Here is a 24,002-nt window from a genome sequence, read left to right on the forward strand (position 1 = left end):
GCTTGGCGGTTGTGGCCCGACCCACCTCGCTGCTGAAGCGACTCCTCCTCGGTCGACCGTTCCGGTCCGACCGCCTCCAGCACACGCTGCTGCCGAAGCGCATCGCGCTGCCGGTCTTCGCCTCGGATGCGCTCTCCAGCGTGGCGTACGCCCCGGACGAGATCCTCCTGACGCTGTCCATCGCCGGCGCCTCGGCGTTCATCTTCTCGCCGTGGGTCGCGCTCGCGGTCGTCGTGGTCATGCTGACTGTGGTGGCGAGCTACCGGCAGAACGTGCACGCCTACCCCTCCGGTGGCGGCGACTACGAGGTGGCGACGGTCAACCTCGGTCCCAAGGCCGGCCTCGCGGTGGCGAGCGCGCTGCTCGTCGACTACGTGCTCACCGTCGCCGTCTCGGTCTCCTCCGGCGTGGCGAACCTCGGCTCGGTGGTGCCGTTCGTGGCCACCCACAAGGTGCTCATCGCGGTCAGCGCGGTGGTGCTGCTCACCGCGATCAACCTGCGCGGCCTGCGCGAGTCGGGCACCGCCTTCGCCATCCCCACGTACGGCTTCGTGATCGTGATCGGCGGCATGCTGCTGACCGGGCTGGTCCGCGTCTTCGTGCTCGGCGACGACCTGCGCGCGCCGAGCGCCGGACTGGAGATCCAGGCCGAGCACAGCGTCACCGGGTTCGCGCTGGTGTTCCTGCTGCTGCGCACGTTCTCCTCCGGCTGCGCCGCGCTCACCGGCGTGGAGGCGATCTCCAACGGCGTGCCGGCGTTCAAGAGCCCGAAGTCGAAGAACGCGGCGACCACGCTGCTGCTGCTCGGCGGCATCGCGGTGGCCATGCTCGTCGGCATCATCTGGCTGGCCCGCCTCACCGGCCTCCAGTTCGTCGAGGATCCGCGCACGCAGATCATCTCCGGCCCGGACGGGTACGTGCAGAAGACGGTCACCACCCAGCTCGGCGAGACCGTCTTCGGCGGCGGCTCGGTGCTGCTGTACGTGGTCGCCGGGATGACCGCGCTGATCCTGTTCCTGGCCGCGAACACCGCCTTCAACGGCTTCCCGGTGCTCGGCTCGATCCTCGCGCAGGACCGCTACCTGCCCCGCCAGCTGCACACCCGCGGTGACCGGCTGGCGTTCTCCAACGGCATCCTGTTCCTGGCCGTCTTCGCGGTGGTGCTGATCGTCGGCTTCCAGGCCGAGGTGACCAAGCTCATCCAGCTCTACATCGTCGGGGTGTTCGTCTCGTTCACGCTCTCCCAGGCCGGCATGATCCGGCACTGGAACCGGCACCTGCGCCGCGAGCGGGACCCGGAGGCGCGCCGCCGGATGATCCGCTCCCGGGCGATCAACACGTTCGGCATGGTCATGACCGGCGTCGTGCTGATCATCGTGCTGGCCACCAAGTTCCTGCTCGGCGCCTGGATCGCGATCGTCGCGATGGCCGTGATGTACGTGGTGATGCTCGGCATCCGCCGCCACTACGACCGGATCGCCGAGGAGCTGGAGCCGACCGAGCAGCGGGCCGTCCTGCCCGCCCGCAACCACGCCATCGTGCTCGTCAGCAAGCTGCACAAGCCGACGCTGCGGGCCGTCGCGTACGCCCGGGCCACCCGGCCGGACACGCTCACCGCGGTCACCGTGAACGTGGACGAGCAGGACACCCGCGACCTCCAGGCCGACTGGGAGCGCCGCGAGCTGCCGGTGCCGCTCACCGTGATCGACTCCCCGTACCGGGAGATCACCCGCCCGATCCTGAACTTCGTCGCGTCGGTGCGCCGGGAGTCGCCGCGCGACGTGGTCACCGTCTTCATTCCCGAGTACGTGGTGGGGCGCTGGTGGGAGAACCTGCTGCACAACCAGAGCGCGCTGCGGCTCAAGGGCCGGCTGCTGTTCGAGCCGGGCGTGATGGTGACCAGCGTGCCCTGGCAGCTCGCCTCCACCGCCAGCAAGAACCTGGACCGGCTGGACGCCACGCTCAGCCGGGGCCCGGCGCGCGGCCCCCGGGTGGCGCCGCAGAGCACGCTGCCGCCGCCGGTGGCGTCCACGCCCTCCGCCGAGCGGGAGGAGCGCTCGTGAGCGCCGTGGAGCGGTCTGGGCCTGCGTCGCCGGCCGGGCGGCCCGGTGCCGCGTCGGCGGATCGGCCCGGCCCTGCGTCGGCGGACCGGCCCGGCCCTGCGTCGGCGGACCGGCCCGGGCTGGAGGAGGCCGAGCGGGTCGAGCTGACCGTCGACGCGGTCGCGCCCGGCGGGCACTGCGTGGCCCGGGTCGGCGGGCAGGTGGTCTTCGTCCGGCACGCGCTGCCCGGCGAGCGGGTCGTGGCCGAGGTGACCGAGCTGCACCGGGGCTTCGCCCGCGCCGACGCGGTGGAGATCCTGGACGCCTCGCCGGACCGGGTCACCCCGCCGTGCCCGTACGCCCGGCCGGGCCGGTGCGGCGGCTGCGACCTCCAGCACGTCGCCCCGGCCGCCCAGCTCGACTGGAAGCTGGCGGTGGTGCGCGAACAGCTCACCCGGCTGGGCGGCCTCACCGCCGAGCGGATCGACGCGCTCGGCGTACGCGTCGAGGCGCTGCCCGGCGGGCCGCTGGGCTGGCGTTCCCGGGTCCGCTACGCGGTCGACGCGGCCGGCCGGGCGGGGCTGCTCAAGCACCGCTCGCACGAGGTGGTGCCGATCGAGCGGTGCCTGATCGCGCACCCGGCGATCCAGGAGCTGCCGGTGCTCCCGCCCACCGGCGCCCGCTGGCCGGACGCCGACGCGGTGGAGACGGTCGCCAGCACCGGCGGGGACGTCGCCGTGGTCGCGTACACCGACGGGGTTCCGACGGCGGTGAGCGGGCCGGAGCGGGTCCGGGAGACGGCGGCCGGGCGGACCTTCACGCTGCCCGCCTCCGGGTTCTGGCAGGTGCACCCGGCGGCGGCGGACGCGCTGACCGGCGCGGTCCTCGACCTGCTCGACCCGCGGCCGGGCGAGACGGCCTGGGACCTGTACGGCGGGGCCGGCCTGTTCGCCGCCGCGCTCGCCGGACGGGTCGGCGGCGCCCGGGTGACACTCGTCGAGTCGGCGCCGGACGGCGTGGCCGCGGCCCGGGAGAACCTGGCCGACCTGGCCGGCGTCGAGGTGGTGGCGGCCCGGGTGGAGACCGCGCTGTCCCGGCGGCGGATCACCGGCCCGGTCGACCTGGTCGTGCTCGACCCGCCGCGCTCCGGCGCGGGCGCCCCGGTGGTCCGTGCCGTGGCGGCCGCCGGGCCGCGCGCGGTCGCGTACGTGGCCTGCGACCCGGCCGCGTTCGCCCGGGACGTGCGGACGTTCGCCGACGCGGGCTGGCGGCTGGCCGCGCTGCGCGGCTTCGACCTGTTCCCGATGACCCAGCACGTGGAGCTGGTGGGCCTGTTCCTGCCTGGCTAGCCTGACCCGATGAAGATCGTCGGGCTGATGTCGGGCACGTCCTACGACGGCGTGGACGTGGTCGCGGCCGAGTTCACCGCCGACGGCGACACGCTGCGGCTGCGGCCGCTCGGGCACCGGGAGCTGGCGTACCCGGACGACCTGCGGGCCGAGATCGGCGCGCTGCTGCCCCCGGCCGCCACCACGATCGAGGCGGTCTGCCGGCTGGACAACCGGCTCGGCGAGGTGTTCGCGGAGGCGGCGGTCGCCGGCGTCGAGCTGGCCGGGGGAGCGGCCGACGCGGTCGTGTCGCCCGGCCAGACGGTCTTCCACTGGGTCGAGGACGGCCGGGTGCGCGGCACGCTCCAGCTCGGCGCGCCGGCCCGGGTGGCCGCCCGGGTGGGCGTACCGGTGCTGCACGACCTGCGCTCGGCGGACGTGGCGGCCGGCGGCCAGGGCGCGCCGCTGGTCCCGGCGTTCGACGCGCTGCTGCTCGACCCGGCTGCCTCCCCGCGCGCACCGGGGGGCGCGGCCGCCGGGGCCCGCGCCGCGTTGAACCTCGGCGGGATCGCGAACCTCACAGTGGTCGCGCCCGGCGCGCCCGTCCTCGGGTACGACGTGGGCCCGGCCAACGCACTGCTGGACGCCGCAGCCCGGCGCTTCCTGGACCGGCCCTGCGACGTCGACGGCGCCCGCGCCGCGGCCGGCCGGGTGCACGAGGCGCTGCTGGCCCGGCTGCTCGCCGAGCCGTACTACGCCGCGCCGCCACCCAAGTCGACCGGCAAGGAGCTGTTCCACGGCGGCTACCTGGACGCCGCGCTGGCCCCGCTCGGGGAGCCGGTGGCCGCCGACGACGTGCTGGCCACGCTCACCGAGCTGACCGCCCGCACGGTGGCGGACGCCTGCGACCGGCACCGGGTGACCGAGGTGGTGGCCGCCGGCGGGGGAGTGCGCAATCCCACACTCCGGGCGCGGCTGGCGGCGCTGGGCGAGGGGCGCTGGCGGCTGCGCACCACCGACGAGCTGGGCGTGCCCGCCCAGGCCAAGGAGGCGTACGCGTTCGCGCTGCTGGGCTGGCTGTCCTGGCACGGGCTGCCCGGCGCGGTGCCGTCGGTGACCGGGGCGTCCCGGGCCGCCGTGCTCGGCTCCTGGACCCCGGCCGGGCCGTCCGCCGCCGCGCCGCGCCCACCCGCCCCGAGGCGGCTGGTGGTGGACGCCTGACCTGGGTCGATGCACGGCCGGGCTGCGGACTGTTCCGCGGCCGATAGACTCTCCGGTCATGAGTGTTGAAGAGGGCACGGCCAACCACGGTCGGCTGCTGGGCACCGTCCACGGCCCGCAGGACGTGAAGCGGATGACCGCCGAGCAGCTGGACATCCTCGCCGCCGAGATCCGTGACTTCCTGATCGCCAAGGTCTCCCGCACCGGCGGCCACGTCGGCCCCAACCTCGGTGTGGTCGAGCTGACCCTGGCGATGCACCGGGTCTTCGACTCCCCGCGTGACCGGCTCCTCTTCGACACCGGCCACCAGGCGTACGTGCACAAGATCCTCACCGGCCGGCAGGAGGGCTTCGACAAGCTCCGCCAGCGCGGTGGCCTCTCCGGCTACCCCAGCCAGGCCGAGAGCGAGCACGACCTGATCGAGAACTCGCACGCCTCCACCGCCCTGTCGTACGCCGACGGCCTGGCCAAGGCGTACGCGCTGCGCGGCGAGAAGCGGTCCGTGGTCGCCGTGGTCGGCGACGGCGCGCTCACCGGCGGCATGTGCTGGGAGGCGCTGAACAACATCGCCACCGCCGGCAACCCGCTGGTGATCGTGGTCAACGACAACGGCCGGTCCTACTCGCCGACCATCGGCGGCCTCGCCGACCACCTGTCGTCGCTGCGGCTCAACCCCGGCTACGAGAAGGTGCTCGACACGGTCAAGGACGCGCTGGGCAACACCCCGTTCGTCGGCAAGCCGATGTACGAGGTGCTGCACGCGGTCAAGAAGGGCATCAAGGACGCGGTCGCCCCGCAGGCCATGTTCGAGGACCTCGGCATCAAGTACGTCGGCCCGGTCGACGGCCACGACGTACCGGCGGTCGAGGCGGCCCTGCGCGCCGCGAAGAACTTCGGCGGCCCGGTCATCGTGCACGCGGTCACCCGCAAGGGCTACGGCTACCGTCCCGCCGAGGACGACGAGGCCGACTGCCTGCACGGCCCCGGCGCGTTCGACGCCGAGACCGGCAAGCTGCTCGCCGTGCCGTCGGTGAAGTGGACGAACGTCTTCGCCGACGAGCTGGTCGCGATCGCCGACGAGCGGCCCGACGTGGTCGGCATCACCGCCGCCATGGCCGAGCCCACCGGCATCGCCACGCTCGCCCGCAAGTACCCGGAGCGGGTGTACGACGTCGGCATCGCCGAGCAGCACGCGGCCACCTCCGCCGCCGGCCTCGCCATGGGCGGGCTGCACCCGGTCGTCGCGGTCTACGCCACGTTCCTCAACCGCGCGTTCGACCAGGTGCTGCTGGACGTGGCCATGCACAAGCTGCCGGTCACGTTCGTGCTGGACCGGGCCGGCATCACCGGCCCCGACGGGCCCAGCCACTACGGCATCTGGGACATGTCCGTCTTCGGCGTGGTGCCCGGCCTGCGGATCGCCGCGCCCCGCGACTCGGCCACGCTGCGCGAGGAGCTGCGCGAGGCGGTCGCCGTGGACGACGGCCCGACCATCCTGCGCTTCCCGACCGGCACCGTCGCCGCCGACCTGCCCGCCGTGCGCCGGGTCGGTCCGGTCGACGTGCTGGCCGAGTCGGCGCGTACCGACGTGCTGCTGGTCGCGGTCGGCTCGTTCGCCGGCCTCGGCGTGGAGGTCGCGGCCCGCGTCGCCGAGCAGGGCTACGGCGTCACGGTCGTCGACCCGCGCTGGGTGCGCCCGGTGCCGGCCGAACTGGTCGAGCTGGCCGCCGGTCACCGGCTCGTGGTCACCGTCGAGGACGGCGTGCGCATCGGCGGCGTCGGTTCCGCGCTGGCCCAGGCGATGCGCGACGCCGACGTCCGCGTACCGGTCAAGGACATGGGCGTACCGGCCGACTGGCACCCGCACGGCACCCGCGCGCAGATCCTGGCCGACCTGCGGCTGACCGCGCAGGACGTGGCGCGCGACGTCACCGGCTGGATCTCCGGCCTGGACGCCGCCCCGGTCGACCCGGCCACGAACGGAGCCCGAGCCCAGAGCTGACCCACCCCCGCGCGCGCCCTGCGCGCGCCTTGCGCCTGACTTCCGCGTTGATCTTGCACTTGCGGCCCTCCTGATGTCGGCTTCGCCCGATTACGGAGGGCCGCAATCGCAAGATCGCGGGGCCTGACGTGGAGGGAGGGCTCGTGGAGGTGCGGGAGGCGGGGCTCGGGGATCTCTTGGGGATCGTCGAGGTGCACAGCCGGGCGCGGGTCGCCTACTACGGGGCCGGCGGGCTGCCGGTCGGGGAGATCCTCACTCCGGAGCTGGCCCGGGAACAGCGGGAGGGTTGGACGGCGGCGATCACCTCGGCGCACAAGCGGGTGCGAGTCGCCATCGTGGACGGTGTGCTGGCCGGGGTGCTCGCCATGGGCCCGCCGCACTCGTCCGACCTGGATCCGCGGACGACCGCGCAGCTCTACCAGATCCACGTCGACCCGGAGATGTGGGGACGAGGCGTGGGGAGTGCGCTGCACGCGCTGTTCGTACGTCACCTGGCGGACGAGGGGTTGGCGCGGGGCGTGCTGGAGGTGTGGGAGCGCAACACCCGGGCCCGCGCCTTCTACACGCGCCACGGATGGCGCCCTGACGGCACCTCCCGCCCCGGCCTGGCCCGCCCTGTTGACCAAGGAGTTCGGGTGCGCGGAGAGCCTCCCGGATGACACAAACTCCTTGATCACCGAGCCGGTCGGGTGATCATGAGGTTGGCGGTGGTTCGTGTCTGGTTTGTCGCCGTCAACTTCATGATCGACGGGGTGGGCGACCCCCCCCGGGGCGGGGAAGCGCGGGTCAGGTCAGGGGGTGGGGAGGGAGCGGTACCAGGTCTTCTCGGTGCCGGCCAGGCTGAACGTCTGCCTCTGGTCGGTGTGCTCGACCACCACCAGGCCGGGACGGTCGACCAGACGCGTCGTGCCGGGCGGGGCGGAGAACGAGGCGTCCCGGGTACGCCAGGACAGCACCGCCAGCGGCCGTCCCGGCATCGGCAGGTGGTACGCCTGAAGCGTGGTGGACCGGTCCGCGGGGGAGACCACCGGAGTTCCGCCGTCGGCTGGCCGGTAGACCACCGCCGTCATCGTCCCGGCCGGCGTCTCCCAGCTGAGCTGCTCCAACTCGCCCGGTTCGCCCTCGCCGAGAGCCACCGAGCCGAGCGACCGCGTCGCGATCTTCGCCATCGGCCAGGACTCCGGCGCGGAACGGGGCGCCTCGCGGTCGCCGATGCGGCGCGGCACGCTGCCGAACGGGCCCCGTTCACCGGCCAGCACGCACGTGTCCAGTCCGGTCAGCGCGCGCTTCCCGGCGCCCGTCTCGTCGCGTACCAGGGGATAGCGGGGCGCTTCGGTGGCCGTACCCAGGTCGAGGACGCGGTCCGCGGCCCGGCCGCGCGGCAGCGACGGCGTGGACCGCAGCGTCGCGGTCAGTTCGACGGCCCGGCAGGCCGGTACGGCGACCGGGTCGGTGACGCCGTCGGTGCTGCCGAGCACCTTGCCGTCGGGCCCGGTCAGGCGCTCGACGCGGGCCGAGGTGAGGTAGCGACGGCCGTCCGGCTCCCGCACCGGCAGCACGTCGGAGTAGACCAGGTAACCGGGGTCGGTGTACTCGGTGGCGTGGACCACCCGCCAGCGCTGCCCGTCCCGGTCGAGTTGCAGCAGCCAGGAGGCGGCCTCACCGGGCACGTCGGCGGCGACGAGCGCGAGCGCCGACCCGGCGACCTGACCGGAGAAGAGGATGCCGGACGTGGGCACGTGCACCCGGTCGTCCACCGGGGAGCGCCAGTCGCGTACCGCTGTCGTGATCGCGGCGGTGGCGTCTGCGTCGCGGGCCAGGCTGCCGCGCGGCGGCCACACGGCGAGGGTGCCGTCCAGACTGTCGTAGCCGACCCGCAGGTCCGCCGGCCGCCGTTCGGCGACCGGTCCGCAACCGACCGTGACCAGCAGCAGAGCTGCCAGCGCGGTGCCCGTCGTAGCGCCTCGGCGGGCTGAAAGCACCCTGATCCCCTCGCCGGTCGTCGGTCGGAAGCTCACATGGTACGAGACGACCCGTCACCCGGCCGCGCCCGGCTCACCCTTTCGGCCGATCGGCCACTGCGGAACGTGACGGGCGATTCGGGCACCAATATCCGGCTCCGGTAGACTCCGCCGACTGTGACGCCTGCCGAGACCCGCGGCGCCTCGACGCCGGACGCCGCCGCCCCGACGGGCCACCGCGCCGTCACCCTGGACCCACCACCGGTCACCATCGCCGAGCCGGAGCGGGCGACCACGACCACGCCGGAAACGCCGACCACGCCGGAAGCGCCGACCGAGCCGGAGGCGCCGGCCACGCCGGGCGCGCGGCGCGTGCGCCGGTGGCGGTGGACGCGCCGCCGGATCGACCTCACCGTGTACGGCGGATTCCTGCTCGCCGCGATCTGGGTCACCAGCGGCATCTGGGTCGACCCGGCCGGGCGGGTGGCCGCGCTCTACAGCAGCGACCCGGCGCAGGTGCAGTTCTTCCTGGCCCACTCGGTACGGGTGGTGCTGCACGGCGAGTTCCCGTTCTTCACCGAGCAGTTCAACTACCCCGACGGCGTCAACCTGATGGCGAACACCGCCATCCTGGCGCTGGGCATCCCGATGGTGCCGGTGACCCTCCTGTTCGGACCGGCGGTCTCCTTCGTCACGCTGGTCACGCTCGGACTGGCCGGCACCGCCGCCGCCTGGTACCGGGTGCTGTCCCGGCACCTGATCCGGCACCGCCCCGCCGCCGCCGTGGCGGCCTGGTTCTGCGGGTTCTCGCCGGCCATGCTGTCGCACGCCAACTGGCACCCGAACATCATCAGCCAGTTCCTGCTGCCGTTCATCGTGTGGCGGGTGCTGGTGCTGACCCGGTCGGCCCGGCCGGTCCGCGACGGCGTGCTGCTGGCGCTGCTGGTCACCGCGCAGGCGTTCATCAACGAGGAGATCCTGCTCTTCACCGCGCTCGCGCTGGGCGTGTTCCTGATCGCCGTGGTGGTGCAGCAGCGCGAGCGGTGGGCGACCGCGTGGCGGCCGCTCGGCGCCGGGCTCGCGGTGTGCGCGGTGCTGGCCGGGGCGCTGCTGGCGTACCCGCTGTGGGTGCAGTTCGCCGGGCCGATGGCGTACCACGGGCTCAGCGACGCGGTGCGCGACTACGGCAACGACATCGCCGCCTTCTTCGCGCCCGGCTCGCCCACGTTCGGCGGCAACGAACGCGCCAACGTCAACCTCGCTCCGAACTACTCGGAGGAGAACGCGTTCTTCGGCTGGAGCCTGTCGCTGCTGGTCGTGGGCATCGTGGTGTGGCTGCGGCGGGACGTGATCGTCCGCGCGCTCGCCGCCACCGGGCTGTTCTTCGCCGTGCTCTCCCTCGGCGAGCGGATCTCCTGGTGGGACCGGGAGATCGCCACCGGCCCGTGGGAGCTGCTGGTACGGCTGCCGCTGCTCGACGCCGTGGTGCCGACCCGCTTCGGCCTGATCACCGGCGTGACGGTGGCGATCCTGCTCGCGTACGCGGTGCGCCGCGCCTGGGCGCTGCGCGGCGTGGACCGGCGTACCGCCCGCAGGCTCACCGCCGCGGGCCTGGTCCTCGCGCTGCTGCCGATCGCGCCGATGCCGTTGCAGGTGACCACGCGGGAGCCGGTGCCGGAGTTCATCACCGCCGACCGGTGGCGCAAGTACGTCGGGCCGGACCAGACGCTCGTGTCCGTGCCGGTGCCCGCGATGGGCAACACCGACCCGATGCGCTGGGCGGCCAGCACCAACCTCGACTTCAAGATCCCCGGCGGCTACTTCCTCGCGCCGCGCAACGGCGTCACCGGCGACCCCGGACGCTTCGGCGGCCGGCCCAGCGGCATCGGCGAGATGCTGCGGGAGGTATCGTCCACCGGCCGTACGCCGAAGCTGGACGATCGGCAGCGCCGTCGCTACCTGGACGAGCTGCGGCACTGGAACGCGGCGGTGGTGGTGCTGCCGCGCGACGAGCAGAACGCCGAGCCGCTGCGCCGAACCGTGGAGCAGCTGGTCGGCCCCGGACGGCAGGAGCTGGACGTGTGGCTGTGGGACGTGCGGAAACTGACCAGCCGGTCCGCCTGACCGAACCGGCGGTCCCCGCCGCCGCGCCCCGCCGCCGCCGGCCCCGCCCGGTCGACGTGCTGGTGGTGGCCGGCTACCTCGGTCTGGCCGTGCTGCTCACCACCGGCCAGTGGCGCCGGCCGGAACGGCTGTTCCACCAGGCCGGCGACCAGATGCTGTTCGAGTGGATGCTGGCCCGGGCCGCCCGCGCGGTCACCGGCGGCGAGAACCCGCTGTGGAGCGGCGCGTTGAACGCCCCGGACGGGGTGAACCTGATGGCGAACACGTCGGTGCTCGGGCTGGGCGTGCCGCTCACCCCGGTCACCGTGGTCTTCGGCTCCCAGGCGGCCTTCCTCGTCGCCGTGACGCTCAGCCTCGCCGGCACCGCCACCGCCTGGTACGCGCTGCTCGCCCGCCGGCTGGTCCGCTCCCGGGCCGCCGCCGCGGTGGGTGGCCTGTTCTGCGGCTTCGCCCCGGGCATGGTGGCGCAGGCCGGGGCGCACCTGCACATGGCCGCCCAGTTCCTGGTGCCGGTGATCCTCGCGCTCGTGTTCCGGCCGGCCACCGACCGGGTACGCCGCGACGGCGTGCTGCTCGGGCTCGCGGTCGCGTACCAGGTGTTCCTCGGCGAGGAGGTGCTGGTCTTCCTGGCGCTCGCCGCCGGGGTGTTCGCCGGGGCGTACGCGTTCGCCGACCGGGCCGCCGCGCGTCGCCTGGCGCCGGTGGTGGCCCGCCGGCTGGGCGTCGGCGCGCTGGTGGCGGGCGTGCTGCTGGCGTACCCGCTGTGGTTCCAGTTCGCCGGGCCGGGCCACTACCGGGGCATGCCGTTCCACACCGAGGGCTACCGTCTGGACGTGGTCTCGTTCGCCGCCACCGCCCGGCAGACGGTCGCCGGGGACGCCCACCGGGCCGGGCTGCTGTCACCGAACCCGACCGAGCAGAACTCGTTCTTCGGTCCGTTCCTGCCCCTGCTGGCCGTACTCGTGGCGGTGCGGCTGTGGCGGCGGCCGCTGGTGCGCGCGCTCGCCGCGTGCGGCCTGCTGTTCGCGCTGCTGTCACTCGGTTCCCCGGTGGTGGTGAACCGGCACGACACCGGGCTGCCGGGCCCGTACCGCCTGCTCGCCGGGGTGCCGCTGCTGGACCTGGTGGTGCCGGCGCGGTTCGCGCTGGTCTGCGTACCGGTGCTCGGGGTGCTGCTCGCGCTGGCCCTGGACCGGGTCCGGCGCGGCGGCGTGCGCACCTGGGCGCCGTGGGCCGGCGCGGTCGCCGCCGCGCTGCTGCCGCTGGCGCCGACGCCGATCCGCGCGGTGCCGGTCCCGCCGGTCCCGGCCGTGGTGTCCGGCGGCGGCTGGCGGGAGTACGTGCCGGCGGGCCGGACGCTGGTGCCGGTGCCGCCGGTGACCGGCGCGGCGGTCAGCCCCGCCATGTTCTGGTCGGCGCGCACCGCGCTGGCGTTCGACGCACCGGGCGGCTACTTCATCGGCCCGCGGTCGGCCGGCGACCCGGCCGCCCGCTGGGGCGCGCCGGACCGGCCCACGTCGCTGCTGCTGCGTCGGGCCGCCGAGACCGGCCGGGTGCCGCCGGTCGGTGAGACGGAACGCCGGCAGGCGATCGACGACCTGCGGCACTGGCGGGCGGCGGCCCTGGTGCAGGGCGACTCGTCACCCGGTGACCCGGTCCGCGCCACAGTGGACGCGCTGGTCGGCCCCGGCCGGGACGTGCCCGGCGGATACCTGTGGGACGTCCGGCCGCTCGTCGGCTGACCGGCGGGGTCACACCCGGTCGCGGACGTCCCAGATCCACACGTCGTCCACCCGCTGCGGCGGGCCGAGCAGCTCGGCCATCAGGTCGCGCAGCACCGCCTCGCGCGGGCCGGCCCCGAGCACCACCACCGAGGCCCGCCAGAAGCGCAGGTCGTCCACGGCCTGGCGGCGGTTCTCCTCGGTGATCTCCGGCACCTCGTTGGCGTCCATCGTGGCGTAGATGAGCGTGCTGGTGGGGCGGTTCGGGGCGCCGAAGACGCCCTCGCCGCGCTCGTTCGGGCCGATGAAGTAGCCACCCGGGACCGGGAACTCGTGCCGGGTCAGCGCGCTCCAGCGCAGCGTGTGCAGCCCGTGCACGTTGCTCGGGATCGGCACCGGCACGAGCGTGCGGCCCTCCGGCACGTACGGCCGCCAGCCGCCGGCGGTGATGAAGTGCGGCGGCGGGTCGATCCGCTCGGCCGGCAGCGGACGCGGGATCAGCGGCACCACGGCGGCGGTGATGGCGACCAGCCCGGCCAGGCGCAGCACCCGGCGGCGCGTGTCGCGCGCGGCCGACTCGCCGTCCGCGTCGTCCCCGCCGTCGTCGGCGCCGGAGCGGGGGGCGGGCACCGGCGGGCGGCCGGCACCGGCGAGCGCGTCCCACGCCAGGGCGAGCAGCACGCCGACGGCGGCCACCACGACCAGGCTCAACCGGGTCGGCATCATCATCTCGACCAGCGGCAGGTCGTCCGGCACGTACGCCCACGGCCCGTCGATGTCGGTCTCCGCGCCGTTGAACCGTACGACCGGGCCGATCGAGGCGATCGTGAACACGACCACCAGCACGGCCAGGATCCGGGCCGGCACCGAGCGGCGGACGAGCAGCACCAGCGCGGCCAGCGCCACCAGCACCAGCGGCCAGCCGAACCAGGTGTTCTGCTCGGTCAGGCCGATGGTCTTCTCCACCGCCTCGTCACCGGCGATCGTGTCCCGGGCGAACGTGACGAACGCGACCAGGTCCTCACCCCAGTTGTGGAAGACGCCACCCTGCAAGCCGCGGTAGGACTGCGGGCCGTTGAACTGGAACCAGATCGGGTACGCGGTCAGCAGCAGCGCCAGGCCGCCGCCGAGACCGAGCGCGGCCACGAACGACCCGGCCCGCTCGCGGGCCGCGCGGGGCCGCTGCACCACGAACGCCACCACGACGACCAGGCAGGCCAGCGCGGTCAGCAGCAGCATCTCCTCGTTGATGAAGATCTGGTACGCGACCAGCAACCCGAGCGCCACCCCGTTGCGCCGCCAGCGGCCCGGCTCACCCAGCCGCAGCACCCGGGCCACGATCAGCGGCAGCAGGAAGTTCGACACGAAGTTGGGCTGCCCGTTGGCGTGGTGCACGATGCCCGGCGCGAAACCGAGGAACGCGCCACCGACGAACGCCGCGCCCCGCGAGCGGACCAGGTGCCGGGACAGCACCCAGTACGACGTGGCGGCGGTCGCGGACAGCGCGGCGCCCAGGTAGAGCGCGTACATGACCTGCGGGCCGAGCAGCAGCGTCAGCGGCGCCAGCGGCAACGTCACCCCGAGCAGCGAGGTGTTCGCCATCATGTTCACCCCGTCCGGCGCGTTCTGCCGGGTGGTGAACAGCGGGTTCTCCAGGTGCTGCACCGAGTACGCGCCGTGCGCGAACAGCCACTCGAACCAGCTGTGGTCGGTGGGCAGGTGCGAGGAGACCCGGTGCTCCACGTCGCCCCAGTAGTTGAGGCAGACGAGAACGCCGAGGAGCACATAGGCTCCGATGGCCAGCACGTCGGCGCGGGCCGGCCGGCGACGGGCGCGGCGTGGCGGGTCGGCCACGACGGCGTCCGCCTCGACGGACGAGGGGTTCAACGAGGGGTCCACCACGGGCACGGCCACGACGCGCCATCGTACAGGCGGTTCGTCACGCGGCCGGTCACGGTCGGGCGGCGGCCCGGCGCGCGGGAGAGGATGGTCGTGACCGTCATCGATCTGGGGGAGATGCGCGACGACGCCTCACCCGGTCCGGCGCCCCGCCCGCCGCGCGCCGTCGGGCGACCGTTCCGCCTTCTCGCGGTGCTGCTGGTGGCGCTGCTCACCCTCACCGCCGCGACGCCGCCCCGACGCCCGGCGGAGTGGACGCTGCCCGGCGGGCTGGGATCGGCCGTGTTCGTCTCCGGCGACGTGGTGTACGTGGTGCAACCGGACCGCGGAGGCACCGGCGGCGGGCGGGAACTCGTCGCGTACCGGGGCGACCGGGAGCGGTGGCGCAGTCGGCTGCCCGGCGCCGGCACCGCCGTGTCGGTGTGGGAGCAGGACGGCCGGGTGATCGTGGCCGGCCGGAGCGTCGACGACACGGACTGGCAGACGGTGACGTACGACGCGGCCACCGGCGCGGACGTCTGGCGCCGGCCCGGAATCGCGTTCGCGGTGGGCCGGGTGCTGCTGATCCAGTCGGCCACCTCCGACACCACGACGTCGATCATGAGGGTGGACCCGGCCGACGGCCGTACGGTGTGGACTGCGCCGATGACGGGCGTGCTGGGTTTCGACTTCGAGCCGACCGGGCCCGTACGCATGGTGTTGTCCCCGATGACCGGGCAGACGGTCGTCGTGGACGCGCGCACCGGCGCGCGGCTCGTGGCCCGCGACCTGTACCCGGTGCGATCGCCCGGCCCGCGCCGGTTTCAGATCGCCGGCGGGCTGCTGCTGGAGTTTCGCGACGGAGACGGAGCCATCGAGGCGTACGACCTGGACACGCTCCGGCCGCGCTGGACCGTCGCGCGGAAGCTCGTCGGCCACGCCGAGAGTTGCGGCGCCCTGCTCTGCGCCGCCGGGCTGGCCGGCGGGACGACCGCGCTGGATCCGGTGAGTGGCGCCGTGCGCTGGAGCGTGGACCGGTGGGTGGGTGTGTCGGCGGAGCGTGGCGGCCGGCTGCTCGTCGGCGTCCCCGACACCGACCTCGACGCCGGCTTGGCGGTGCTGGACCAGGACGACGGGCGGGTGATCGCCGACCTCAGCGGCTGGACCCTGGTCCCGCAGCACGAGTCGGGCGGCCCGCTGCTGGCGACACGACCGCTGGGCGGCGGCCGCCGGCTCCTGGCCGAGGTGGCCCTGTCCGGCGACCCGCCCTCGGTCCGGGGCACGTACACCGGCACCGACTGCACCACGGGCGTGACGCTGCTGGTCTGCCGCCGGCCCGGCGGCGACTACATGGTGCGGCGGTTGACGTGAGCCCGGTGATCGAGCTGGGGGAGATGCGGCACGGCGAGTCCGCCGACGAGCCGGCCGACCGGCCGCCCCGCCGGCCGCCGGGCCGGACGGCACGGGTGGCGCTGCTCGGAGCTCTGGTGCTGCTCGTGGTCACCGCCGCCGCCGCGCCGCCGCGCCGGCCCGAGCCGATCCGGGTGCCCGCCCCGCAGGGTGCGGCGTTCGTGCTCCTGCCGGACCGGGTGGTGGTGGCCGACGGCCCGGGCGCGATCGGCCGGGGTGGGCGGGTGGTCGCCGCACACCGGCTGCCCGGCGGGCAACCGGTGTGGCGGTTCGCGCTGACCGCCGGTGACCACGTGCTCGACCTCACCGCCGTGGGCGGGGGACTGCTGGTGACGAGCAGCCCGGCCGGGGACGGCGACTCGGTCTCGGCCATGCTCGACGCGGCGACCGGCGCGCTGCGCTGGCGGCACCCCGGCTACCCGGTCCGGACCGCCTCCGGCGGGTTGCTGCTGGAGAATCCCCGCCCGCCCGGTGCGGGCACCGTGCGGGCCGTGGACCCGGCCTCCGGCGCGGTGCGATGGACGCTGCCCGTGCCCGGTCAGGAGGTGGGATACCGTCACGACACCCACGGGGTGACGCAGCTCGTGCTGGTCACCCCGCAGGGCCGGGTGACCGTGTACGACGCGGACTCCGGCGCGGTCGCGCACACCGGTCAGGTGGCGCCCGCGGCCGATCGCGCCACCTACCGGTACGCGCAGGTGGTGGCCGATCTCCTGCTGGTCGAGGACGCCCGGGGCACGGTCACCGGGTACGGGCTGGACCGGCTCGACGAGCGGTGGAGCCTGCCGGTCGGCTCCCGCGCCGGGCTCTGGTTCGCCGACTGTGCCGGAATGGTGTGCCTGCGCGACCAGGTGGGCGGCGCGCAGGCCCTCGACCCGGCCACCGGCCGTCCGGCCTGGTCGGACGAGCGCTGGCTGGGCATGGGCCCGGTCGGCGACCGGCTCATCGCCGCCGAGCGCGGGGTCGGGGAGGAACTGGAACTGTCGGTGCTGGACCCGCCGACCGGCCGCGTGCTGGCCCGGCTCGGACGCTGGCGCGTCTCCGGCAACGGCCTGCAGTCCGGGCCGCTGATCGGACTGCGCACGCTCACCGGGGACCGGACGCTCGTCGGCGCGCTGGACGTGGCGGCCGGGCAGGTACGGATCCGGGGGATCCTGCCGGGCGCCTGGTCCGAGTGCGCGGACACGGGTACGGAACTGGTGTGCCTGCGCCCGACCGGGGGGATGGCAATCTGGCCGGTCGGCCGCTGATCACCAGTTGGCCTGCGCCGGTGGCGGCGGCAGCGGCGTCGACTCCGGCCGCAGCACGTACGCGATCCCGCCGCTGCCCGCCTGCCAGGCGCTCTCGAACGGTCCGCGCGGCACGGTGCGGCGGACCCGCTCGTCGTCCGGCGCGTACGGGTCGTTGAGCACCGGGTCGCCGTCGGCGGTGAAGCCGGCCAGCACCATGAGGTGTCCCCGGGTGTCGTAGTCCAGGCCGGGTACCTGACCGGCGGTGAACGCGGCCGAGACGATCAGCGGGATGCCGGCGGCCACGAACCGTTCCGCCTCGGCCAGCGAGCGCAGCCGGGTGACGAAGGCGTCCACCCCGTGCGTCGCCGCGTACGCCGTGTTGAACGGCCAGTTGCCCGGCCCGCCGAAGGCGTGGTCGTAGCAGTGCCGGGCGGCGTGCACCACCTGCGGGCGCGGGCCGGGCGGCGCCACCCAGGCGTACCGGTCCGGGGTGGGCCCGGCGCCCCAGAAGTCGAGCACCATCGACACGCAGGTGGGGCTGCACCAGGAGTCGCCACCGCCACCCCAGCGGGTCTCCCCGGCGGCGTGCAGCCGCTGCGCGTACCGCGGCACGTCCAGCACCCGTCCCCACGCGCCCGCCTCCCCGCCGCCGGCGGCCGTCGTGTCACCGGTCGCCGCGCTGCCGGTCGCCGCACCGATGGCCGCCGCGCTGCCGGCGTTCGCGCTGGTCGCGTCCGCGCTGATCGTGTCCGTGCCGTCGGCCTGCGCGCCGCCGGGCGGGTCGGTCGAGGCGACCACGCCGAGCGTGTGCAGCACCGGGCCGGCGGGCGCGTCGAGCCGCCGCAACAGCGTCACCCGGACCTGCCAGCCGGTCACCGTCGCGCCGGTCACCCGCAGCGTGTCGGCGGCGACCCGCGCCCGGTCGTCCTCCTGCCCGGGTACCGACGCGCGGTGCACGGCACTGTCGTCGGCGGCCCAGTGGCCCAGCTCGTACCAGCCGGTGGCGGCCGTGTCGTCGGCCCAGCCGCGCAGCTCGACCCGTAGCCAGCAGCCGGGCGGGGTGTCGGCGGTCCAGGAGGGCACCAGCTCGGTGACGGCGAAGCCGACGGGCGTCACGGGGGAGGTCCAGGTGCCGGCGGCGTACTCGGCTGTGGTCCCGGAGTGCGGGTCGGTGTGCGTGACCCGGCCGGCATCGCCGTCGAGCGTCAGCCCGTCCGGCCCGGCGCGCAGCCCGTCCGCACGACCCCGGTCCCGGTCCGCCGGGAAGCGGAACCGGTGGTACGTGATGTCGCGGCCGCTCATCGGGAACCCGCCCGGCACGGCCGTGACCAGTGGCTGCTGCGCTTGTCGATCATCGCCGCCGAGCATCGCGTACCCGAAGGTTTTCTGCAACGGCGACCCGTGCCGCCGCACGCGGCGATCGGCCTGGCAGCCTGTCACCGACCGTAACCGCAGCGCGTCCGCGGCATGGTCACCCCCGCGCCCTTTGCTCTGCAGCCATCGGCGCACCGGTGACCTACGGCTACCGCTGCGCATGGGGCTGCAGAGCAAAGGGCGCGAAGGGGTATCTCCGCCGGCGGAGGCCGGTTCAGAGTCTCTGCTGGTCAGAGCGATATGACCTGCTGGTTGTCCAATTTGGGCGGTCGGGTGCCCATCACGGTGCGTGACGCAGTCGTGAATCGGCGCCAACGTCACGAAGAGTCACACCCTGCGTCCCGGGCCGGGTGGGATGGCCGGAGCGCGCACCACGGGCGCTCCCCGGTGGTGTGCTCGTCGACGGCCGTCTCGGGTGGATGGCTCCTCCGCCGGCGGGTTTTGCCTGCCGCACTAGGTTGTCAGGGGTCACGAGGTGGGAGGCCGGGATGCGGGTACTGGTGGTCGAGGACGAGCGCAACCTCGCCGACGCGATCGCGCGCGGGCTGCGCAAGCGCGGGATGGCGGTCGACGTGGCCTACGACGGCGACGCCGGGCACGAGGCGGCGTTCGTCACCCGCTACGACGTGGTGATCCTGGACCGCGACCTGCCCGGCGTGCACGGCGACCGGATCTGCGCCGACCTGGCCGTCTCCGGCGCGCTGACCCGGGTGCTGATGCTGACCGCCAGCGGCACCGTCGCCGACCGGGTCGAAGGGCTGCAGCTCGGCGCCGACGACTACCTGGCCAAGCCGTTCGCGTTCGACGAGCTGGTCGCCCGCGTGCAGGCGCTCGGCCGCCGCGCCACCCCGGCCGCGCCGCCGGTGCTGGAGGTGGGCGACCTGGTGCTCGACCCGGCCCGCCGGGTGGTGAGCCGGGGCGGCGTGCCGCTCGACCTCACCAACAAGGAGTTCGGCGTGCTCGCCGAGCTGCTCAAGGCGCGCGGCGCCGTGGTCTCCAGCGAGGAGCTGCTGGAGCGGGTCTGGGACGCCAACACCGACCCGTTCACCACGATCGTCCGGGTCACCGTGATGACACTGCGCAAGAAGCTCGGCGAGCCGCCGCTCATCGACACCGTCGTGGGCGCGGGATACCGCATCGGCGGGGTACGGCAGTGAACGCGCGGAGTGCGCGCCGGGTGCGGCCGACGCTGCGGCTGCGGCTCACCCTGCTCAACGGCGTGCTGCTGGTCGGCGCCGGAGCGATCCTGGTGCTGCTCGCCTGGCTGCTGGTCCGCGACGCGCTGCGCCCCACCGACGAGCTGCTACCCGGCACCACTGTGGTGCTCACCGACGGGCGCACGCTCGACGCCGGGCAGTGGCAGCGGCAACTGGTCGACGCCGCGTCACAGGAACTGCTGGTCAAGGGGCTGCTCGCGCTGCTGGCGATCAGCGTGGTCGGGGTGGCCGGGGCGTACCTGGTGGCCGGCCGGGCGCTGCGCCCGCTGCACCAGGTCACCGCCACCGCCCGCCGGCTCGGCGAGGCCACGCTCGACGAGCGGATCGGCTGGTCCGGCGCCGACGACGAGGTGGCCGAGCTGGCCGAGACGTTCGACGCCATGCTCGACCGGATCAGCGGCGCGTTCGAGGCGCAGAAACGGTTCGTCGCGAACGCCTCGCACGAGCTGCGGACACCGCTGGCGGTGATGCGTACCGAAATCGACGTGACGCTCAGCGACGACGACGCCGACCTCGCCGAGTACCGCCGCATGGCCGGCGTGGTGCGCGACGCCTCCGAGCGCGCCAACGGCCTCGTCGACGCGCTGCTGGTGCTGGCGCGCAGCGAGGCGCAGACCGGACGGCGGCTCGCCCGGCGCGCCGAGTCGGACCTCGCCATCGGCACCGCGAACGCGCTGTCCGCCGTCTCCCGGGAGGTGGAGCGCATCGGCCTGAAGGTGCACACCTCGCTGCGCCCGGCGCCGGTGATCGGTGACCCCGGCCTGCTCGACCGGCTCGCCGGCAACCTGGTGGAGAACGCGGTCCGCTACAACCACCTGCACGGCCGGATCTGGGTCCGCACCGGCACCGACGGGGAACGGTCCTGGCTGGTGGTGGGGAACACCGGCTTCGAGGTCGCTCCGGCCGACGTACCCGGGCTGTTCGAGCCGTTCCGGCGCGGCGGCCAGGAACGCACCGGCGCGCGCGGCTCCGGTCTCGGCCTGTCGATCGTGCGGGCCGTCAGCGACGCGCACGGCGGCACGGTCAAGGCGGTCGCCCAGCCCGGCGGCGGCCTGGAGGTGACAGTCACGCTTCCGTCGGCCGACCCGCCGGCGTCCACCTGACCGCCCACGTCACGCCGACCAGGCGGTGAGGTGGCCTCACCTTTTCGTGCGGGCAGCCTCGGCTGTCCTGCCCGGACCCGACGGTGGTCGGCCGCGGCGGCCCGGTGGTCGGGCAGAATGCGCCGCTCCCGCTGGACGCGGAGGCGTGGATCAACGGAGAGTGAGCGCAGCGACGCCTCACCCTGCTCACCCACCGGAGCTGCCCGTGACCCACCCCTCGGCCCCGCGCCGCCGCCGTCTCCTCGCGGTCCTCACCGCCGGCGCCCTCACCGTCGCCGGACTCTCCCCGGCCACGCCCGCGTCGGCCAACGCCGCGCCCGGCCACGACAAAGTGGTCCACACCGTCCCCTCCGCCGCCTCGCCCGACGTCCAGGACGGCTCGGTCGACGCGATCCACGACGCCGGTACGAAGATCATCGCGGGCGGCTCGTTCACCCGGGTGCAGAACCGCAACTCCGACGTCGACATCCCCCGTGACTACCTGCTCGCCTTCGACAAGGCGACCGGGCAGGTGGACACCGCGTTCGCGCCCACGCTCGACAACGAGGTGACGGCCGTCGTCGGCGGTCCCACGGCGGGCACCGTCTTCGTCGCCGGCAAGTTCAACACCGTCAACGGCGTGACCCGGCGCAAGGTGGCCCTGCTCGACGTCGCCACCGGCGCTGTCGTCACCAGCTTCGCGCCGCCGGCGTTCAACGGGCTGATCAAGGACATCGCGCTGGTCGGCGACCGGCTGCTGGTGGGCGGCATCTTCACCACGGCCGGCAACCCCAACCCGCGCGGCGGGCTCGCCTCGCTCAACGCCACCACCGGCGCGGTCGACGGCTACCTCACCACGACGCTGACCGAGAACCACAACTGGGACGGCGTCAGCGGCGCCAAGGCCGGCGTGGGCGCGGAGAAGCTGGCGGTATCCCCGGACGGCACGCAGCTCGTCGTCATCGGCAACTTCAAGAAGGCCGACGGGGTCCTGCACGACCAGATCGTCAAGCTCGACCTGGGCGCCACCGCCGCCACCGTCGCGGACTGGAACACCGCCCGGTACACGCCGCGCTGCAAGTGGCAGTCGTTCGACTCGTACGTCCGCGACGTCGCGTTCTCCCCGGACAACAGCTACTTCGTGGTGGTCACCACCGGCGCCCCGTACAGCGGCACGCTCTGCGACACCGCGGCCCGCTGGGAGGCCGGCGCGACCGGCTCCGCTCTCCAGCCGACCTGGGTCGACTACAGCGGCGGCGACACGTTCCTGTCCGTCGGCATCAGCGAGCAGGCGGTCTACGTCGGCGGTCACCTCCGCTGGCTGAACAACACCACGGGCACCGACAACGCCCGGGCCGGTGCGGTCGGCCGGGCCAGCATCGCCGCGCTCGACCCGGTCAACGGCCTGCCGCTGTCCTGGAACCCGGGCCGGCACCCGCGCGGCATCGGCGCTTCCGAGATGCTCGTCACCGAGTCCGGGCTCTGGATCGGCGGCGACACACTCTGGATCGGCAACTTCCAGTACCGGCGGGAGCGGATCGCGTTCTTCCCGCTCGCCGGCGGCAAGGCCCCGCACCCGACCAGCACCGCCACGCTGCCCGGCAACGTCTACCAGGCCGGCCTGCCGAAGCCGACAAACGTGCTGCACCGGGTGAACGCCGGCGGCCCGCTGGTCGCCGCCACCGACGGCGGGCCGGACTGGGCGGCCGACACCAGCTCCAGCCCCAGCCCGTACCACAACACTGGCAGCTCGACCTCCAGCTTCAATACGGTCGGCAGCCTGGACGCGACGGTGCCGGCCGGCACCCCGGCCGCGCTCTACAGCGACGAACGGTACGACCCGGCCGGCGGCGCGGAGATGCTCTGGCAGTTCCCCGTGCCCACCGGCACCGAGGTGCACGTGCGGCTTTACCTGGCCAACCGGTACGACGGCACCTCCGCCCCGAACACCCGCGTCTTCGACGTGGCGCTGGACGGCACCGTCGTCCTCGACGACCTGGACCTGTCCGCCAGCGTCGGGCACAACGTGGGCACCATGCGGGAGTTCACGGTGACCAGCGACGGCACCGTCGACATCGAGTTCCGCCACGTCAAGGAGAACCCGCTCGTCGACGCCGTCGAGATCGTCAAGACCGGGCCTCCGCCGGCTGGTACCGGCGAGGAGGTGCAGGTCCGCTCGTACGACGGCCTGACCGGCGTCGGCACGCCCAGCCCGGTGGCGAACCCGGACGAGACCGTGTGGTCGGCCACGCGTAACGCGTTCTGGGTCGGCGGGACGTTGTTCTACGGCGCCGAGGGCGCGCTGTGGCGGCGGACGTTCGACGGCACCACGTTCGGCACGCCCGAGCTGGTGGACCCGTACCACGACCCGTACTGGGACACCGTGGTGACCAACTCCGGTCCGGCCGGGCAGACGTACGTCGGCGCGACCACCGGCTTCTACGCCGAGATCCCGAACGTGACCGGCATGTTCTACACCGGCGGGCGGCTCTACTACTCGCTGTCCGGGCAGAACGGCCTGTTCTGGCGCTGGTTCACGCCGGACAGCGGTGTGGTCGGCGCCGACCGGTTCTCCGTGTCCGGGGCGAGCGGTTTCGCCGACGCGGGCGCGCTCTTCGTGGCCGGCTCCACGCTCTACAAGGTGAACCGGAGCACCGGCGACCTGTCCGCCGTCGACTGGGTGAACGGTGCTCCGTCGGGGACGTTCACGGTGCGCAGCGGCCCGGCGGTCGACGGCGTCGACTGGCGCGCGAAGGCGGTCTTCGTCGGCCCGTGACGCGGCAGTGCCCGCCGGCCCGGTCCCGCACCCGCGGGGCCGGGCCGGCGGCTTGTTCCGGCCGGCCGTCGATGGCATGATCATCGGGTCAGCCCGAGAGGTGGAAGGGGGTGTGGTCGATGTCCGTCGTGAACCGTCCCGCGCCCCGCGTTCCCCGCTGACGTTCCCACTCCGTCGGGGCGCGCTCCCCACAGGAGGAAGCACCATGAGTGCAAAGATCCACTGCGTGACCGTCGAATCCGACGACCCGTACACCCTGGCCGTCTGGTGGGCCCGCGTGCTCGACCGCCGGCTCGCCGACGACGACCACCCGGGCGACCCGGAGGCGGTCCTGGCCGCACCCGGCGGGCACGGCCCCGACCTGCTGTTCGTCGAGGTGGGCGAGCGGCACGGCAAGGGCGCGTTCCATCTCGACCTGCACGCGGCCGAGGGCACCCGGGACGAGGAGGTGGCGCGGCTGCGTGAGCTGGGCGCCACGCTGGTGGCCGACCGGCGCCGGCCGGACGGGACCGGCTGGGTGGTGCTGGCCGACCCCGAGGGCAACGAGTTCTGCGTCTGCCGGAGCCCCGCCGAACGGGCCGCGTCCGCCTGATCCGGAAACGACGCCGGGCCCCCGCCGTGACGGCGGGGGCCC

At 74.4% G+C, this 24,002-nt stretch carries 16 protein-coding genes; 13 read left to right on the plus strand and 3 right to left on the minus strand.

Translation table 11 applies throughout. From position 1 onward, the window contains the following. Nucleotides 1-11 precede the first annotated feature (11 nt). From ACN27D_RS24015 to ACN27D_RS24035, 5 genes are all read left to right on the plus strand, one after another. Nucleotides 12-2,063: an APC family permease gene (locus ACN27D_RS24015; RefSeq protein ID WP_364814459.1), complete on the plus strand. Its 2,052-nt coding sequence runs from the start codon at nucleotides 12-14 to the stop codon at nucleotides 2,061-2,063. Between the two features lie 119 nt (nucleotides 2,064-2,182). After that, on the plus strand, nucleotides 2,183-3,391 hold the full coding sequence (locus ACN27D_RS24020; protein WP_421501191.1) for a class I SAM-dependent RNA methyltransferase: 1,209 nt from the start codon (nucleotides 2,183-2,185) through the stop codon (nucleotides 3,389-3,391). Nucleotides 3,392-3,400: 9 nt separating this feature from the next. Continuing rightward, nucleotides 3,401-4,591 carry an anhydro-N-acetylmuramic acid kinase gene (locus ACN27D_RS24025; RefSeq protein ID WP_421500037.1) on the plus strand — a complete coding sequence of 397 codons (1,191 nt, stop codon included), beginning with the start codon at nucleotides 3,401-3,403 and terminating at the stop codon, nucleotides 4,589-4,591. 58 nt (nucleotides 4,592-4,649) lie between these two features. After that, complete coding sequence (gene dxs / locus ACN27D_RS24030) at nucleotides 4,650-6,593, plus strand: 1-deoxy-D-xylulose-5-phosphate synthase (protein WP_252450680.1); 1,944 nt, start codon at nucleotides 4,650-4,652, stop codon at nucleotides 6,591-6,593. A 143-nt stretch (nucleotides 6,594-6,736) separates the two neighbouring features. Then, nucleotides 6,737-7,252: a GNAT family N-acetyltransferase gene (locus ACN27D_RS24035; RefSeq protein ID WP_421500038.1), complete on the plus strand. Its 516-nt coding sequence runs from the start codon at nucleotides 6,737-6,739 to the stop codon at nucleotides 7,250-7,252. Nucleotides 7,253-7,384: 132 nt separating this feature from the next. Here ACN27D_RS24035 and ACN27D_RS24040 read toward each other — a convergent pair whose 3' ends face one another. Next, entirely contained in the window at nucleotides 7,385-8,575 is a 1,191-nt protein-coding gene (locus ACN27D_RS24040; RefSeq protein ID WP_421500039.1) for a hypothetical protein, read from the minus strand. 156 nt (nucleotides 8,576-8,731) lie between these two features. Between ACN27D_RS24040 and ACN27D_RS24045 the strand changes: the two genes are divergently transcribed. Both ACN27D_RS24045 and ACN27D_RS24050 read left to right on the plus strand, forming a co-directional pair. Further along, complete coding sequence (locus tag ACN27D_RS24045; RefSeq protein WP_421500040.1) at nucleotides 8,732-10,678, plus strand: hypothetical protein; 1,947 nt, start codon at nucleotides 8,732-8,734, stop codon at nucleotides 10,676-10,678. Then, the gene (locus ACN27D_RS24050; RefSeq protein WP_421500041.1) at nucleotides 10,636-12,420 is read left to right on the plus strand and encodes a hypothetical protein; all 1,785 of its coding nucleotides are present in this window, start codon (nucleotides 10,636-10,638) and stop codon (nucleotides 12,418-12,420) included. Before ACN27D_RS24045 ends, ACN27D_RS24050 begins: the two co-directional genes overlap by 43 nt. 9 nt (nucleotides 12,421-12,429) lie before the next feature. On the opposite strand, the gene ACN27D_RS24055 is transcribed toward ACN27D_RS24050, so the two are convergent. Next, the gene (locus ACN27D_RS24055) at nucleotides 12,430-14,301 is read right to left on the minus strand and encodes a hypothetical protein (RefSeq protein ID WP_421501192.1); all 1,872 of its coding nucleotides are present in this window, start codon (nucleotides 14,299-14,301) and stop codon (nucleotides 12,430-12,432) included. An 84-nt stretch (nucleotides 14,302-14,385) separates the two neighbouring features. On the opposite strand from ACN27D_RS24055, the gene ACN27D_RS24060 reads away from it, so the two are divergent. Both ACN27D_RS24060 and ACN27D_RS24065 read left to right on the plus strand, forming a co-directional pair. Next, nucleotides 14,386-15,648: a PQQ-binding-like beta-propeller repeat protein gene (locus ACN27D_RS24060; RefSeq protein WP_421500042.1), complete on the plus strand. Its 1,263-nt coding sequence runs from the start codon at nucleotides 14,386-14,388 to the stop codon at nucleotides 15,646-15,648. After that, nucleotides 15,645-16,937: a PQQ-binding-like beta-propeller repeat protein gene (locus ACN27D_RS24065; RefSeq protein ID WP_421500043.1), complete on the plus strand. Its 1,293-nt coding sequence runs from the start codon at nucleotides 15,645-15,647 to the stop codon at nucleotides 16,935-16,937. The genes ACN27D_RS24060 and ACN27D_RS24065 overlap by 4 nt, the downstream gene beginning before the upstream one ends. On the opposite strand, the gene ACN27D_RS24070 is transcribed toward ACN27D_RS24065, so the two are convergent. Next, nucleotides 16,938-18,311 (minus strand): peptidase C39 family protein, encoded by a 1,374-nt coding sequence (locus ACN27D_RS24070; RefSeq protein WP_421500044.1) that lies wholly within the window; start codon nucleotides 18,309-18,311, stop codon nucleotides 16,938-16,940. A 470-nt stretch (nucleotides 18,312-18,781) separates the two neighbouring features. Between ACN27D_RS24070 and ACN27D_RS24075 the strand changes: the two genes are divergently transcribed. The 4 genes from ACN27D_RS24075 to ACN27D_RS24090 all read left to right on the plus strand — a co-directional run bounded on the left by ACN27D_RS24075 (nucleotide 18,782) and on the right by ACN27D_RS24090 (nucleotide 23,960). Further along, on the plus strand, nucleotides 18,782-19,450 hold the full coding sequence (locus tag ACN27D_RS24075) for a response regulator transcription factor (protein ID WP_421500045.1): 669 nt from the start codon (nucleotides 18,782-18,784) through the stop codon (nucleotides 19,448-19,450). Beyond that, nucleotides 19,447-20,613: a sensor histidine kinase gene (locus ACN27D_RS24080; RefSeq protein WP_374668547.1), complete on the plus strand. Its 1,167-nt coding sequence runs from the start codon at nucleotides 19,447-19,449 to the stop codon at nucleotides 20,611-20,613. Before ACN27D_RS24075 ends, ACN27D_RS24080 begins: the two co-directional genes overlap by 4 nt. Before the next feature lie 205 nt (nucleotides 20,614-20,818). Continuing rightward, complete coding sequence (locus ACN27D_RS24085; protein ID WP_421500046.1) at nucleotides 20,819-23,368, plus strand: malectin domain-containing carbohydrate-binding protein; 2,550 nt, start codon at nucleotides 20,819-20,821, stop codon at nucleotides 23,366-23,368. A 205-nt stretch (nucleotides 23,369-23,573) separates the two neighbouring features. Further along, nucleotides 23,574-23,960 carry a VOC family protein gene (locus ACN27D_RS24090; RefSeq protein WP_358170347.1) on the plus strand — a complete coding sequence of 129 codons (387 nt, stop codon included), beginning with the start codon at nucleotides 23,574-23,576 and terminating at the stop codon, nucleotides 23,958-23,960. Nucleotides 23,961-24,002: the final 42 nt, after the last annotated feature.

The organism is Micromonospora sp. WMMD1274 (genome assembly GCF_049179035.1).
Classification (GTDB): domain Bacteria; phylum Actinomycetota; class Actinomycetes; order Mycobacteriales; family Micromonosporaceae; genus Micromonospora; species Micromonospora tulbaghiae.